Origin of the sequence: Marinomonas sp. S3726 (assembly GCF_000967665.1) — a bacterium.
GTDB lineage: Bacteria > Pseudomonadota > Gammaproteobacteria > Pseudomonadales > Marinomonadaceae > Marinomonas.
This window is the reverse complement of record NZ_JXYC01000039.1, coordinates 44,291-58,920: the sequence shown is the minus strand read 5'-3', so window position 1 is coordinate 58,920 and position 14,630 is coordinate 44,291. Positions and strand designations below refer to the sequence as shown.

Annotated in this window: 12 protein-coding genes; 9 read left to right on the top strand and 3 right to left on the bottom strand. The window is 42.3% G+C overall.

What is annotated here, in order from left to right:
• Nucleotides 1–4: 4 nt before the first annotated feature.
• Nucleotides 5–652 (bottom strand): phosphoribosylglycinamide formyltransferase, encoded by a 648-nt coding sequence (gene purN, locus TW85_RS22755; RefSeq protein WP_343251991.1) that lies wholly within the window; start codon nt 650–652, stop codon nt 5–7.
• A complete protein-coding gene (gene purM / locus TW85_RS22750) occupies nt 652–1,704 on the bottom strand; it encodes a phosphoribosylformylglycinamidine cyclo-ligase (RefSeq protein ID WP_046019450.1) in 1,053 nt (350 codons plus the stop codon). The genes purN and purM overlap by 1 nt, the downstream gene beginning before the upstream one ends.
• A gap of 122 nt (nt 1,705–1,826) precedes the next feature.
• Here purM and TW85_RS22745 point away from each other — a divergent pair, with 122 nt between their 5' ends.
• Nucleotides 1,827–2,909 carry a DUF2066 domain-containing protein gene (locus TW85_RS22745; protein WP_046019449.1) on the top strand — a complete coding sequence of 361 codons (1,083 nt, stop codon included), beginning with the start codon at nt 1,827–1,829 and terminating at the stop codon, nt 2,907–2,909.
• Nucleotides 2,909–3,133 carry a hypothetical protein gene (locus TW85_RS22740; RefSeq protein ID WP_046019448.1) on the top strand — a complete coding sequence of 75 codons (225 nt, stop codon included), beginning with the start codon at nt 2,909–2,911 and terminating at the stop codon, nt 3,131–3,133. The genes TW85_RS22745 and TW85_RS22740 overlap by 1 nt, the downstream gene beginning before the upstream one ends.
• A gap of 83 nt (nt 3,134–3,216) precedes the next feature.
• Here the strand turns inward: TW85_RS22740 and gltA are convergent, their stop codons facing one another.
• Nucleotides 3,217–4,497, bottom strand: coding sequence for a citrate synthase (gene gltA / locus TW85_RS22735; RefSeq protein WP_046019447.1), 1,281 nt, complete (start codon nt 4,495–4,497; stop codon nt 3,217–3,219).
• Nucleotides 4,498–5,007: 510 nt separating this feature from the next.
• Between gltA and sdhC the strand changes: the two genes are divergently transcribed.
• The 7 genes from sdhC to lpdA all read left to right on the top strand — a co-directional run bounded on the left by sdhC (nt 5,008) and on the right by lpdA (nt 14,597).
• Nucleotides 5,008–5,424 carry a succinate dehydrogenase, cytochrome b556 subunit gene (gene sdhC / locus TW85_RS22730; protein ID WP_343251988.1) on the top strand — a complete coding sequence of 139 codons (417 nt, stop codon included), beginning with the start codon at nt 5,008–5,010 and terminating at the stop codon, nt 5,422–5,424.
• Complete coding sequence (sdhD, locus tag TW85_RS22725) at nt 5,418–5,765, top strand: succinate dehydrogenase, hydrophobic membrane anchor protein (RefSeq protein ID WP_046019446.1); 348 nt, start codon at nt 5,418–5,420, stop codon at nt 5,763–5,765. The genes sdhC and sdhD overlap by 7 nt, the downstream gene beginning before the upstream one ends.
• Before the next feature lie 4 nt (nt 5,766–5,769).
• Nucleotides 5,770–7,542, top strand: a complete 1,773-nt coding sequence (sdhA, locus tag TW85_RS22720; protein WP_046019445.1) for a succinate dehydrogenase flavoprotein subunit — start codon at nt 5,770–5,772, stop codon at nt 7,540–7,542.
• Nucleotides 7,543–7,556: 14 nt separating this feature from the next.
• Nucleotides 7,557–8,261 carry a succinate dehydrogenase iron-sulfur subunit gene (locus TW85_RS22715; protein ID WP_046019444.1) on the top strand — a complete coding sequence of 235 codons (705 nt, stop codon included), beginning with the start codon at nt 7,557–7,559 and terminating at the stop codon, nt 8,259–8,261.
• 381 nt (nt 8,262–8,642) lie between these two features.
• On the top strand, nt 8,643–11,480 hold the full coding sequence (locus TW85_RS22710; RefSeq protein ID WP_046019443.1) for a 2-oxoglutarate dehydrogenase E1 component: 2,838 nt from the start codon (nt 8,643–8,645) through the stop codon (nt 11,478–11,480).
• Between the two features lie 33 nt (nt 11,481–11,513).
• Nucleotides 11,514–13,037: a 2-oxoglutarate dehydrogenase complex dihydrolipoyllysine-residue succinyltransferase gene (odhB, locus tag TW85_RS22705; protein WP_052702379.1), complete on the top strand. Its 1,524-nt coding sequence runs from the start codon at nt 11,514–11,516 to the stop codon at nt 13,035–13,037.
• Nucleotides 13,038–13,154: 117 nt separating this feature from the next.
• Nucleotides 13,155–14,597 (top strand): dihydrolipoyl dehydrogenase, encoded by a 1,443-nt coding sequence (lpdA, locus tag TW85_RS22700; RefSeq protein WP_046019442.1) that lies wholly within the window; start codon nt 13,155–13,157, stop codon nt 14,595–14,597.
• Nucleotides 14,598–14,630: the final 33 nt, after the last annotated feature.

The following is a 14,630-nucleotide window of genomic DNA, read 5'->3' as shown; positions in this document are numbered from 1 at the left end:
TGCTTTAATTATAAGCAAAACCCGTTTCAGCTAAAGGGGTTTCATCAAGAATTGCTTTATTATTCACTTCCTTCAGTCTGTTTTGGCTAAACCATTTAACTGCTAGAGGGTAAATAATATGTTCAAGCTTATGTACTTTTTGTGCTAAAGAATCAGCTGTTTCTTCAGTATCAATGTCAGTTTTCGCTTGCACTATGACAGCACCAGCATCTAACTCTGCACTTACAAAATGTACTGATACACCATGAACCTTGTCACCTGCATCTATCGCCCTTTGATGGGTATTTAGTCCTTTGTACTTAGGTAAAAGCGATGGGTGAATGTTTAGCATACGACCCTGATAATGACGGGTAAAACCTTCACTAAGAATGCGCATAAAACCCGCTAGAACAACTAGCTTAGGCTGGTGTTGATCGATACAAGTTTGTAATGCTGCATCAAACGCTTCACGTGATTCAAATTCTTTATGATTCAGGTGATGGGTTGGGATACCTGCTTCTCTGGCTCTGGTTAAGCCATAAGCGTCGGCTTTGTTGCTGATAACAGCTTTGATCTCAATATCAAGATCCCCTGACAAGCTCTGATCAATCAGAGCTTGTAGGTTGCTGCCACTACCGGATATGAGGACAACAATAGGAAAACTCACAGTAATTAAGCCTCTAGGTCAGAGATTAATACTTCTACGTCATCCTGTTTGTCGCGAATTTCACCGATTAACCAAGCATCTTCGCCTGCGTCTTGTAGGATTTTTAGCGCTTCATCTGCTTTGTCAGCATCTAAACAAAGAACCATACCAACGCCACAGTTAAGTACGCGGTACATTTCTTCTTGCTCTACATTGCCTTGCTCTTGTAACCAGTCAAAGATAGCAGGGCGAGTCCAGCTTGATGCATCTATGTAAGCAGACGCTGATTCTGGTAATACACGTGGGATGTTTTCAAGAAGACCGCCACCTGTAATGTGAGCTAAGGCATTTACCTTGATGCTTTCCATTAGTTTTAAAATGGATTTAACATAAATTTTTGTTGGTGCCATAAGCGCATCTTTTAATGCCACACCATTAATCTCTAGATTAAGGTCAGCTTGGCTAACTTCTAGAATTTTACGAATCAAAGAGTAGCCATTCGAGTGAGGGCCTGAAGAGCCAAGTGCAATTAACTTGTCACCGGCTTTTACATTGGTACCGTCAATGATGTCTGCTTCTTCTACAACACCAACACAGAAGCCTGCAAGGTCATAGTCGCCGTCATGGTACATGCCTGGCATTTCTGCTGTTTCACCGCCAACAAGCGCCGCGCCTGACTGCAAGCAGCCTTCGCCAATACCGGTAACAACATTTGCAGCAACATCTATGTCTAGTTTGCCAGTTGCATAATAATCAAGGAAAAGTAGAGGCTCAGCACCCGCTACAACCAAGTCATTTACGCACATAGCAACAAGGTCGATACCAATAGTGTCATGTTGGTTTAAATCCATTGCCAAGCGAAGTTTGGTGCCTACGCCATCTGTGCCTGACACAAGAATTGGATTTTTATATTTAGTTGGTAAACGCGTTAATGCGCCAAAACCGCCGAGGCCGCCCATAACCTCTGGTCGACGAGTTTTTTTGCTTACGCCCTTGATTCGTTCAACAAGTTGATTGCCCGCGTTGATGTCTACGCCAGCGTCTTTATAACTAATCGATTTCTTATCCGATTTGGTCATTGCCTATGCCCTGTCATGATAATAGTGGTGTGGGAGGCGGCATTTTAGCATAGTGACATATTAGGGCTATGGTTCTTTGCCAATATCACAGTAGAATATGCGCATTAATTTTAAGGAAGCGTATGAAAATTAGATTTCTGATGGTTATTTTCATGGTTTTACTCGCTCAAGTGAGTTCTGCTGTGACAATTCCGAACCTTTACCGAGCTGAAATTACACTCCCTCTAGTCAATTCTGAAAAAAAATTGATTAATAACGCCTTTAAACAAGCAATCGAAGAAGTCTTGATTAAGGTTTCTGGTAATCAAGATGGTGTCTTGGCTGTTTTACCCGCAGCGCAAAAATCTGCAGCGTCTTGGGTTGCTCAGCATTCGATTACAACAGAAACAAACTTGATGGAAATAGATGGTGAATTTTTTCCTGTAAAAAGAGTTGTTGTCGATTTTTATGCTCAATCTATTAATGATTACCTTTTTTCAAAACGTTTAGCTGTTTGGGGGGCGAATAGACCTTCTTTATTATTATGGATAGTTGAGCAGGATGATTTCTTACGACAAGTCAGTGGTGCTCAAGCCCCTTCTGATTTATTAAATTTAGTTGCTAAAGATGCCGTGTTAAAAGGTTTGCCTATTTATGCGCCGCTTCAGGATGATTTAGACAAACAGGCGGTAACTGTATCTGACTTGTGGGGCTTGTTTGAGGAGCCTGTAATCGAGGCAAGTCGACGTTATCAGACTGATGTGGCAGGTGTTCTTAAGGTAAATAAAATCTTGGATGAATATGAAGCCAGCCTTATGGTGTTGATGCCTGATGAGGAGCCAATTACTCTGTTTGTGCAGGGCTTGGATCAAGAAGATATTGCAGAGCAAGTGAATGCGGCTTTGGCTAAGTTGTTCTCAGCGAGATATGCGGTGGTAAGAGGTCAGGGTTCTGCAAAAATAACTATGCGTATTGATAATGTGACTGACTTCAAAGGCTTGGATCAAATACAAACTTACCTGGCGAATATTGCTGTGGTAAGGGATGTCTACCTCAACTCCATTAAGGCTGATCAGGTAAGTTTTTCCTTGGTGTTAGATGGTGGTTTAAATAAATTAAATAATGCAATCGCATTGGACTCTGTGATTGAGCGTATTGAGCTTGATGCTTTAGATCCAGATGTAAACTTAGTACAAGCTTATCGCTATAGTGGAGTAAATGACTAGTGAATGACGAGTTAAATGAAAAAAGGGTAGAGCGTGACTTCTCACTGAGAAGTGTTGAAGAGCAACAAGACTTTCTATCTCAAACTTGGTGTAACAATTGTATGGAAGTTGACCTAGGTATGAAGAATCCAAAAGAGTATGAGAGTGAATCTCGTGTTTGGATTGAAGGTGAGTGTTTGAAATGTGGGGAAATGACGATCACTGAGATCGTGGAAGAAGATTAAGTTTTATAAAAAATATTATTCTAATGAAAAAAAACCGCGTCGCTTCTTAGTTAAGTGACGCGGTTTTTTTAGGCTAAAAAAACTTACTTGGTAGGGTAGTCTTTTTGAGCTTCACCTGTATAAAGCTGACGCGGGCGACCAATTTTGTATGGGCCACTGATCATTTCGTTCCAGTGTGAAATCCAGCCAACAGTACGAGCAACTGCAAAAATCACAGTGAACATGCTTGTTGGGATGCCAATAGCTTTCAGAATGATACCTGAATAGAAGTCTACGTTTGGATAAAGCTTACGCTCAACAAAGTAAGGATCTTCTAGCGCAATTTGCTCTAGACGTTTAGCAATTTTTAGAAGAGGGTCGTTCGATTGACCTAGTTCTGCTAATACAGCGTCACAAGTTTCACGCATTACTTTAGCGCGTGGATCGAAGTTCTTATAAACGCGGTGTCCAAAGCCCATTAGGCGGAATGGATCGTCTTTATCTTTTGCTTTAGCAATGAACTCATCAATCTTAGATTCATCACCAATCTCTTCAAGCATAGTCAGTACCGCTTCGTTAGCACCACCGTGAGCAGGCCCCCAAAGTGTTGCAATACCAGCAGCAATACAAGCGAATGGGTTGGCGCCTGATGAGCCTGCTAAGCGCACAGTAGAGGTTGATGCATTTTGCTCGTGATCAGCGTGTAGGATAAAGATTTTATCCATAGCTTTTGCAAATACTGGGTTCACTACATAATCTTCACATGGTGTACCGAACATCATGTATAGGAAGTTTTCAGCGTAAGATAGGTCGTTACGTGGGTACATAACTGGCTGATCTTTAGAGTACTTGTAACAAATTGCAGCCAAAGTAGGCATTTTGGAAATCAAACGGAATGCCGCAATTTCGCGGTGTTCTGGATTGTTGATGTCCATATGGTCTTGGTAGAACGCAGAAAGCGCACCTACTAAACCACACATGATCGCCATAGGGTGAGCATCGTTGCGGAATCCCTCAAGGAATTTACGCATAGATTGGTTCACCATAGTATGGTTATGAACCGTTTTATCAAACTCTGCTTTTTGTTCTTCTGTTGGAAGCTCACCATTTAAAAGAAGGTAGCAGGTTTCTAGGTAGTCAGAATGCTCTGCAAGTTGTGCTATTGGGTAGCCGCGATGTAATAAGATACCTGCATCACCATCTATATAGGTGATTGCTGATTCACATGAACCTGTAGACATGAAACCTGGGTCGTAGGTGAATACACCTTTAGAGCCAAGACCACGAACATCAATTACATCAGTACCAAGAGTACCGGAAAGTATTGGGAGTTCGATGACTTCATCAATCCCATCTACGGTAAGTCGAGCTTTTCTATCTGCCATTTTTAGTCTCCTTCAAGTTCTGAATCGGGACGGTGTCGAGTGGATAACTGACTGTATGACCCAGAAGGTGCGCAAAAAATACTGTTTCTGAGAGGTTAAATCAATCTTGCGAAAAAAGTGTAAATAGTATTTCCACAAAAAAAAGATGTAATAAATATACATAACTTAATACGGAGTGATAGGGTGTTTGTATATTATTTTTTGTTAACTTGTTGAAATATATGAAATATTTTTTATTTTTTTTAGAAAAATAATTTGTAATTTTATACCATTATTGTTCTTGTGTATGGGGTTATTCATTTTGTGAATGACGACCATTGTAAAGCCCTTGTCTTGTCTATTTGTCTTAGTAAATTTGGCTGGTCTATAATTGCGTTCCCAGAAATATGATTGATTTGCAGGGGAAATCTATAAGGTCACGTCGCTTTTATAGAATTAACCCGTAAATTAAGACTATTCTGTTAGAGGCCTAATGAGGTAGTTGAATGCTGCTTCATGGAGAGATAGGTCGTGATTGACCATTCAATCGATAAAAATGGTGTAAGAGTCGTGAATAAAAAAAGACCAGTCAATCTTGATATAGCTACTATATCAATGCCCGTTACCGCAATTGTATCCATCCTTCACCGTGTAACCGGTGTCATCCTGTTTGTAGGCTTGGCATTTTTGTTTTACGCGTTTGATCTTTCGTTAGATTCACAAGAAGGTTTCGATCAAGTTGTAAATGCTTTGCAAACAAGCTTCATCGCGAAATTCATCATTTGGGGTGTTGTTTCTGCTTTGATGTATCACTTTGTTGCAGGGATTAAACACTTGTTTATGGATATCGGTTACTTTGAAGAGTTAGAGAGTGGCCAAATGGCAGCTAAAGCTAACCTAGTAATCGCTGCAATCCTAATTTTGGTTGTAGGAGTTTGGATATGGTAACTCAAATAACAAGCTTTGGCCGTTCAGGCTTATATGATTGGATGGTGCAGCGTGTATCAGCAATCGTACTTTCTTTGTATACGGTATTCATTCTTGGATATCTAGTAATGAACCCTGAGCTTACATACGATCAGTGGAGTGCTTTGTTTGAAGCCACATGGATGCGTATTTTTACTTTAATGACATTGCTTTCAATTGGTGTTCACTCTTGGATTGGCCTATGGTCTATTTCAACTGATTACCTTAAAGCAACAGGTGTTCGTTTCTTTTTTCAATCTCTATGTGGTTTAGCTATGTTTGTTTATATCACTTGGGGCATTCAGGTTCTTTGGGGGCTATAGACTAATGGCTAATATACGTACAATTTCTTTTGATGCCATTGTTATTGGCGGCGGCGGCGCAGGTATGCGTGCTGCTCTACAGTTGACTGAGTCTGGTTTAAATACCGCTTGTGTAACTAAAGTATTTCCAACACGTTCCCATACAGTATCTGCTCAAGGCGGTATTACTTGTGCTATTGCAAGTGAAGACCCAAATGATGATTGGCGCTGGCACATGTACGACACCGTTAAAGGGTCGGACTATATTGGTGACCAAGACGCAATTGAGTACATGTGTTCTGTAGGTCCACAAGCTGTATTTGAACTTGAGCATATGGGCTTACCATTCTCACGTAAAGAAAATGGCCGTATTTACCAACGTCCTTTCGGTGGTCAATCAAAGGATTTTGGTAAGGGCGGACAAGCAGCGCGTACTTGTGCTGCAGCAGACCGTACTGGTCACGCACTTTTACATACGCTTTACCAAGCGAACTTGAAAGGTGGCACTACCTTCTTTAACGAATGGTATGCTGTTGATCTAGTTAAAAATGATGATGACGCTGTTGTTGGTGTTATCGCGATTTGCATTGAAACAGGTGAAACTGTTTACCTAAAAGCAAAAGCGACTGTCTTGGCAACAGGTGGTGCTGGTCGTATTTTCCAATCTACGACAAATGCTCACATTAATACAGGTGATGGTGTTGGTATGGCACTTCGTGCTGGTTACCCAATGCAAGACATGGAAATGTGGCAGTTCCACCCAACCGGTATTTACGGTGCGGGTACACTTGTTACTGAGGGTTGTCGTGGTGAAGGTGGTTATCTAATTAACAAAGATGGCGAACGTTTCATGGAGCGTTATGCTCCAAACGCGAAAGACCTTGCTGGTCGTGACGTAGTTGCTCGTTCTATGATTCTTGAAATCCTAGAAGGCCGCGGTTGTGGTCCAGATGGTGACCATGTATTGCTTAAGCTAGATCACCTTGGTGAAGAGACTCTGAATAAGCGTCTACCAGGTATCCTTGAGCTTTCTCGTACGTTTGCACACGTTGATCCAGTTAAAGAACCAATTCCAGTAATTCCTACTTGTCACTATATGATGGGTGGAACACCAACTAACATCGGTGGTCAGGCTTTGACTGTAGATGCTGAAGGTAATGACCTAGTTGTTGATGGTCTTTATGCTTGTGGTGAAGCTGCAAGTGTATCTGTACACGGTGCTAACCGCCTAGGTGGTAACTCACTACTTGACCTTGTTGTATTTGGTCGTGCCGCTGGTATCCAAGTGAAGAAAGCTTTGGATGAAGGTTTCGAATCAATGGACGCAAGTGATACTGACATCGAACGTGCAATGGCTCGTTTGAATCGTCTAAACAACTCTACCTCTGGTGAGAGTGTTGCTGCTGTTCGTGCTGATTTGCAAAAAACAATGCAACTTTACTTCGGTGTATTCCGTGACGGTGAAGCGATGCAGACAGGTCTTAAGCAATTGGCTGAGATTCGTAAACGTGTTGAAAACCTACATCTTGAAGATAAGAGTATGGCTTTTAACACTGCACGTATTGAAGCGCTTGAACTTGAGAACTTGTTAGAAGTGGCTGAAGCGACTGCAATTCCTGCTGAATTCCGTAAAGAGAGTCGTGGTGCTCACGCGCGTAATGACTACACTGAACGTGATGATGAAAATTGGTTGAAGCATTCACTATTCCACCCAGCGAATAAAACTGTTACTAAGCGTGATGTAAATATGTCACCTAAAACAGTTGAAGCTTTCCCACCAAAAGCACGTACATACTAAGGGGTAGTTGCAAAATGTTAGTAAGTATTTATCGTTACAATCCAGAAGTGGATGACGCTCCTTACATGCAAGATGTCCAAGTAGATTTGCCTGAAGGTAAAGATCTAATGGTATTGGATGTATTGAACCTTATGAAAGATAAGGATCCTTCTGTATCATATCGCCGTTCATGCCGTGAAGGTGTGTGTGGATCAGATGGTATGAACATGAATGGTAAAAACGGTTTGGCATGTATCACACCTATGTCAGCTGTTTTGAAAAACGACAAATTGGTTTTACGTCCATTACCAGGTCTACCTGTGGTTCGTGATCTAGTTGTTGATATGGGGCAATTCTACAAACAATATGAGAAGATTCGTCCCTATTTAATTAATGATACACCAGCACCAGCAATTGAACGTTTGCAGAGCCCAGAAGAGCGCGAAAAGCTTGATGGTCTATACGAATGTATCTTGTGTGCTTGTTGTTCTACTGCATGTCCTTCTTTCTGGTGGAATCCAGATAAATTTGTTGGACCATCAGGTTTGTTGCAAGCTTATCGCTTCTTGATTGATTCACGTGATAATGCAACACAAGAACGACTATCTGAACTAGATGATCCATTCAGCGTATTCCGTTGTCACGGTATCATGAACTGTGTGAATGTATGTCCTAAAGGGCTAAATCCGACGAAAGCAATCGGTAGCATTCGTACAATGTTGCTACAACGCGCAACTTAAAAATGTTGCACCTTCATATGATAAGTATGAAGGTGAGTTAAATCGGCGGCATATATGCTATGCCGCCCATTTATGCTCTTAAGGTCAAACATAATGATCGAGCGTAAATAAACCCAGAATTTAAGTTTCTTTATTGTGGGTACAAGGATGAGTAAATAAAGTTTAATCACTTGGCACAGTTGGAAGGTAGTGCAGGTACTTAGTTTGTCTCTTCAGATTTGGTGCCGAATGATTAACGATTTTACTGACACAATAGAGAGAGTATGAAGTAGTAAAATTGGCAGGCTTAAAAGGCCACACGAGCCTTATATAGTCAACACAATATAAGATTGATACTTGTCGTATAAACGACAAACGGCTCGAACATAAGGGTGATCGAGAATGCACGAAAGTTTAATGGAGTTGCTATGGAGCACCTCTCATTTCTCAGGTGGCAACCTAGAGTACATTGAGGGGCTATTTGAAAGCTACCTCGTCGATCCGAACTCAGTGTCGGAAGAATGGCGTAAATGCTTTGACCAATTGCCAAGGGTGAGTGAGGGTCAGTCAACTGATGTACCTCATTCTGTTGTACAGGAACAATTCCTACAACTGGCTAAAAATAAATTCCGTTTTCAGCCAGCCGCAGTTTCTGCAGCAGTTAGCTCTGGCCACGAACAGAAGCAAATTAAAGTACTGCAACTGATTAGCGCATATCAAATGCGTGGACATCAGCATGCGAACCTTGATCCATTAGGTTTGCAAGGCCGCAATCAAGTGCCTGATTTGGATTTAGCTTTTCACCAGTTAACTGGTGCAGACCTAGATGAAGAGTTTAGCACTGGCCCTCTATTCTTTAGCAAAGATGTTATGAAGCTAAAAGACATCATTGCAGGTTTAGAAAAAACTTATTGCTCTTCGATTGGTTACGAGTTCATGTACCTAGTCGACACCCAAGAAAAGCGCTGGATCCAACAGCGTGTAGAATCTTCCCAATCTGATCCTCAATATTCCAATGAAACGCGTAAAAGCCTACTTGAGCGCCTAACCGCTGCTGAAGGCTTAGAGAAATATCTAGGTAGCCGTTACCCAGGTGCTAAGCGTTTTGGTCTAGAAGGGGGTGAGTCTTTAATCCCTATGATGAATGAGCTGATTCAGCGTTCTGGTGCACTAGGTGCAAAAGAAGTTGTAATTGGTATGGCTCACCGTGGTCGATTAAACGTACTAGTAAATACACTAGGTAAGAATCCGAAAGATCTATTCGACGAGTTTGAAGGTAAGAAACTTGTGAATACTTCTGGTGACGTTAAGTATCACCAAGGCTTCTCTTCTAATGTGATGACTGAAGGTGGTGAAGTACACATTGCACTTTCTTTTAACCCATCTCACTTAGAAATTGTTTCACCTGTTGTTGAAGGGTCTGTGCGTGCTCGTCAAGACCGTCGTAATGACACAACAGGTAAGACGGTAGTACCTATTTCTATCCACGGTGACTCAGCATTTGCTGGTCAAGGTGTTGTGATGGAAACCTTCCAAATGTCACAAACACGTGGCTATAAGACAGGTGGTACAGTACATATCGTTGTGAACAACCAAGTAGGCTTCACAACTAACCGTCAAGAAGACGTACGTTCTACTCAGTACAGTACTGATGTTGCGAAAATGATTCAGGCTCCTATCTTCCATGTTAATGGTGATGATCCAGAAGCTGTGTTATTCGTAACTCAACTTGCTTTAGATTACCGTTACGAATTTGGTCGTGACGTAGTGATTGACTTAGTTTGTTACCGTCGCCGTGGTCATAACGAAACTGATGAGCCTTCTGGTACTCAGCCACTCATGTACCAAGTGATCAACAAACTAAAAACAACACGTACTCAATATGCTGATAAGCTAGTGAGCAATGGTGTTGTTACCAAAGCTGAAGAGAAACAGTTGGTTGATGAAAACCGTGAAGACTTAGACAATGGTCGTCATGTTTCTAAGAGCTTGGTGCTTGAATCACAAACAGGATCTTTTGTTGACTGGACCCCTTATATTGGTGCTGGTTGGACTGATGCGGGTGATACAACTTACCCACTTGCTAAACTTCAAGATTTAGCTAAAAAGCTAACTCAAATACCAGATGGTATTGTGGTTCAGCGTCAGGTACAAAAAATCTATCAAGATAGAGATAAAATGACGGCTGGTGCTTTGCCGATTAACTGGGGCTATGCTGAAACTTTGGCTTTTGCTACCTTGTTAGAGCAAGACTTCCCGTTACGTATTACTGGTCAGGATTCTGGTCGTGGTACTTTCTCTCACCGTCATGCTGTTATTCATAGCCAAAAAGACGGTAGTAGTTATATTCCTTTAAAACACTTGTCTGAAGGTCAGCCTCCGTTAGATTTGTATGACTCGTACTTATCTGAAGAAGCGGTTCTGGCGTTCGAATATGGTTACGCGACAACGTCACCCAAAGGTATGGTTATCTGGGAAGCGCAGTTTGGTGATTTCGCTAACGGTGCCCAAGTTGTAATTGACCAATTCATTACGAGTGGTGAGCACAAGTGGGGTCGTTTATGCGGTCTGACTATGTTGCTTCCGCACGGTTATGAGGGTCAAGGTCCAGAGCACTCATCTGCTCGTCTTGAGCGTTACATGCAGCTTTGTGCTGAATTTAACATTCAGGTTTGTGTACCAACAACACCCGCTCAGATTTACCACATCTTGCGTCGTCAAGCGATTCGTCCAATGCGCCGTCCTTTGATTATCTTGTCACCAAAGAGCTTGTTGCGTCATAAGCAGGCAATTTCATCTTTGGAAGATTTATCTGAAGGCAGCTTTAAAACTGTATTACCTGATTCTTCATCTAAAGCAGACCCTGCTGATGTGAAGCGTTTGGTTATCTGTAGCGGTAAGATTTACTACGATTTGATTAATCGTCGTGAAGAATTGGCGAAAGACGATGTGGCTGTTATTCGTTTGGAGCAGTTATATCCATTCCCATACAAAGATTTCGAAGCAGTATTAGCGCCTTATACTAATGTTGAATCATTAGTTTGGTGTCAAGAAGAGCCTAAGAACCAAGGCGCTTGGCATGCTAATCGCCACCGTATGAATCGTGTATTGGAAGCCTTGTATCCGCAGTTGAAGATCCGCTTTGCAGGTCGTATTTCTTCTGCAGCACCAGCAGCAGGTTACATGTCTATCCATATTGAAGAACAAGAAGCGTTAGTAAACGATGCCATCCAAGGCTAATACAACGTCAGTCAAAGTAATTAAGGGTTTAAAATGAGTATCGAAATAAAAGCACCAGTTTTTCCGGAATCAGTAGCCGATGGTACGGTTGCAACTTGGCACAAGCAGCCAGGTGAAGCATGTTCTCGTGATGAGCACATTGTTGATATTGAAACAGATAAAGTTGTTCTTGAAGTTGTAGCGCCAGCAGATGGTGTTATCCAAACTATTCATAAAGCTGAAGGTGATGTTGTCCTAAGTGCTGAAGTACTAGCTACTTTTGTTGCTGGTGATGCAGTTGTTGCGGCTGAAGCACCTGTTGCTGCACCGGCAGCTGCTGCTTCTGAGTCAACTGAAAGTGTTGAAATTAAGGCGCCTGTTTTCCCAGAGTCTGTTGCTGACGGTACTGTTGCAGCTTGGCACAAACAACCAGGTGAACTATGTGAACGTGATGAGCACATTGTTGACATTGAAACAGATAAAGTTGTACTTGAAGTTGTTGCACCAGCCGCTGGTGTTATTGGTAATGTATTAGCTGCTGAAGGCGATACAGTACTAAGTGATCAAGTGCTAGCATCTTTCCTAGTAGGCGCAACTGGTGCTTCTGCTGCACCAGCTGCTGCGGTTGCTGAAGTTGCTGCAACAGAAGGTGATGATGACGCAGTTGCAGGCCCTGCAGCGCGTAAAGCACTAGCTGAAGCTGGTTTAACTGTTGCTCAAGTTAAGGGCACAGGTAAAGGTGGTCGTATCACTAAAGAAGATGTTGAAGCTGCTCAAAAACAAGCGCCTGCTCAAGCACCAGCTACGCCAGCAGCTGCACCTGTTGTAGCGCCAGCGACTCCAGCACCTGCTGCTCCGCTAGCGAACACAGATGGTCGCGTTGAGAAGCGTGTTCCAATGACTCGCCTTCGTGCAACTATTGCTAAGCGTTTGGTTGAAGCACAGCAAACAGCTGCAATGCTAACGACTTATAACGAAGTTAATATGGGTCCTGTAATGGAGCTTCGTAAGAAGTATAAGGACTTGTTCCTTAAAACCCATAACGGTACTAAGTTAGGCTTTATGTCTTTCTTTGTTAAAGCTGTGACTGAAGCACTTAAAGCCTTCCCAGCAGTGAACGCATCTATCGATGGTAATGACATGGTTTACCATGGTTACCAAGATATTGGTGTTGCCGTATCTACTAACCGTGGATTAATGGTACCTGTTCTACGTAATACTGATTCAATGGGTCTTGCTGACATCGAAAGTGGTATCATGGACTTCGCAGTTCGTGGTCGTGATGGCAAGCTAGGTCTTGAAGATATGCAAGGTGGTACATTCACTATCACTAATGGTGGTACCTTTGGTTCCCTAATGTCGACACCAATTTTGAATCCACCACAAACAGCTATCTTGGGTATGCATAAAATCCAAGAGCGTCCAATGGCTGTAAATGGTCAGGTTGTTATCCAGCCTATGATGTACTTAGCATTGTCTTACGATCACCGTATGATTGATGGTAAGGAAGCGGTTCAATTCCTTGTTAAAGTAAAAGACTTGTTGGAAGATCCAGCACGTTTGTTGCTTGAAGTGTAACTGAGCAAATTATAAGCTCGGCCCTTATCCTGGGTCGGGTAAATTACAACATGAGGCACGACTCTTCTATAAGCTAGATGTGGTTGTGCCCGTATTGACCGAGAAATGGAAACCCTTATGTCTGAAAAATTTGATGTTATTGTAATTGGTGGCGGCCCTGGTGGTTACGTTGCTGCTATCCGTGCTGCTCAAATGGGCCTTAAAACAGCTTGTATTGAAAAGTGGCTAGACAAAGACAATAAGCCAAGACTTGGTGGTACTTGTCTGAACGTAGGCTGTATCCCTTCTAAAGCCTTGTTGGACTCTTCACATAAGTACCATGATGCAAAAGAATCATACGGTGTTCATGGTATTGCGGTTGGCGATGTAAGCATGGATGTAAATGCCATGGTTGATCGTAAAGATAAAATTGTTGATCAATTGACAAGTGGTATTACTGGTCTTTTCAAAGCAAATGGCGTAACTAGCTTTGAAGGTATGGGTAAAGTACTTGCTGGTAAGAAAGTTGAATTCACAGCCCATGACGGCACAGTAACTGTACTAGATGCTGAAAACGTTATCTTGGCAACGGGTTCTGTACCTGTAAATATCCCACCAGCGCCTCGTACTGGTGACATTATCGTTGATAATGAAGGTGCATTGGATTTCCGTGAAGTGCCAAAACGTCTAGGTGTTATCGGTGCTGGCGTTATCGGTCTAGAGCTTGGTTCTGTTTGGGCTCGCCTAGGTTCTGACGTTGTTGTTCTAGAAGCTCAAGATCAATTCCTAAGCGTTTGTGATAAAGATATTGCAAAAGAAGCTGGCAAGATCTTCAAAAAACAACACCTAGATATTCGTGTTGGTGCACGTGTAACTGGAAGTGAAGTTAAGGGTGAAGAAGTTGAAGTAACTTACCTTAACGCTAAAGGTGAAGAAGAGAAGCAAACTTTCGACAAACTAATTGTTGCTGTTGGTCGTAAGCCATTTACTGATGGATGTCTAGCTGCTGATTCTGGCGTTAAGCTAGATGAGCGTGGTTTCGTATTTGTTGACGATCAGTGCCGTACATCTGTACCAGGTGTATTCGCAATTGGTGATATCGTACGTGGTCCTATGTTGGCGCACAAAGCATCTGAAGAAGGTGTGATGGTTGCTGACATTATTGCAGGCCATAAAGCGCAAATGAACTATGACTGCATTCCTTCAGTAATTTATACTCACCCAGAACTAGCTTGGGTTGGTAAAAACGAACAAGAACTTAAAGCCGCTGGTGTTAGCTATAAAGTGGGTAAATTCCCATTTGCAGCATCTGGTCGTGCTATGGCAGCAAATGATACTGACGGATTCGTTAAGATCATTGCCGATGAAGAAACTGATCGTATCCTAGGTTGCCATATCATTGGTGGCCATGCGGCAGACTTGATCGCTCAAGCTGTTATTGCAATGGAATTTGGTTCAACTGCAGAAGATATTGCTCTAACTGTATTTGCTCACCCAACAGTGAGTGAAGCAGTGCATGAAGCAGCACTTGCTGTTGATGGCCATGCTATCCATATTGCAAACCGTAAAAAGCGTAAATAATCGCTATAAAAATTCGATTTGTCAGCCCTGTGA

Bases quoted from the DNA above. Each gene is read 5' to 3' on its own strand.
- purM (WP_046019450.1), bottom strand. From the start codon at position 1,704: ATGACCAAATCGGATAAGAAATCGATTAGTTATAAAGACGCTGGCGTA.
- TW85_RS22745 (WP_046019449.1), top strand. From the start codon at position 1,827: ATGAAAATTAGATTTCTGATGGTTATTTTCATGGTTTTACTCGCTCAA.
- gltA (WP_046019447.1), bottom strand. From the start codon at position 4,497: ATGGCAGATAGAAAAGCTCGACTTACCGTAGATGGGATTGATGAAGTC.
- sdhD (WP_046019446.1), top strand. From the start codon at position 5,418: ATGGTAACTCAAATAACAAGCTTTGGCCGTTCAGGCTTATATGATTGG.
- sdhA (WP_046019445.1), top strand. From the start codon at position 5,770: ATGGCTAATATACGTACAATTTCTTTTGATGCCATTGTTATTGGCGGC.
- TW85_RS22715 (WP_046019444.1), top strand. From the start codon at position 7,557: ATGTTAGTAAGTATTTATCGTTACAATCCAGAAGTGGATGACGCTCCT.
- TW85_RS22710 (WP_046019443.1), top strand. From the start codon at position 8,643: ATGCACGAAAGTTTAATGGAGTTGCTATGGAGCACCTCTCATTTCTCA.
- odhB (WP_052702379.1), top strand. From the start codon at position 11,514: ATGAGTATCGAAATAAAAGCACCAGTTTTTCCGGAATCAGTAGCCGAT.
- lpdA (WP_046019442.1), top strand. From the start codon at position 13,155: ATGTCTGAAAAATTTGATGTTATTGTAATTGGTGGCGGCCCTGGTGGT.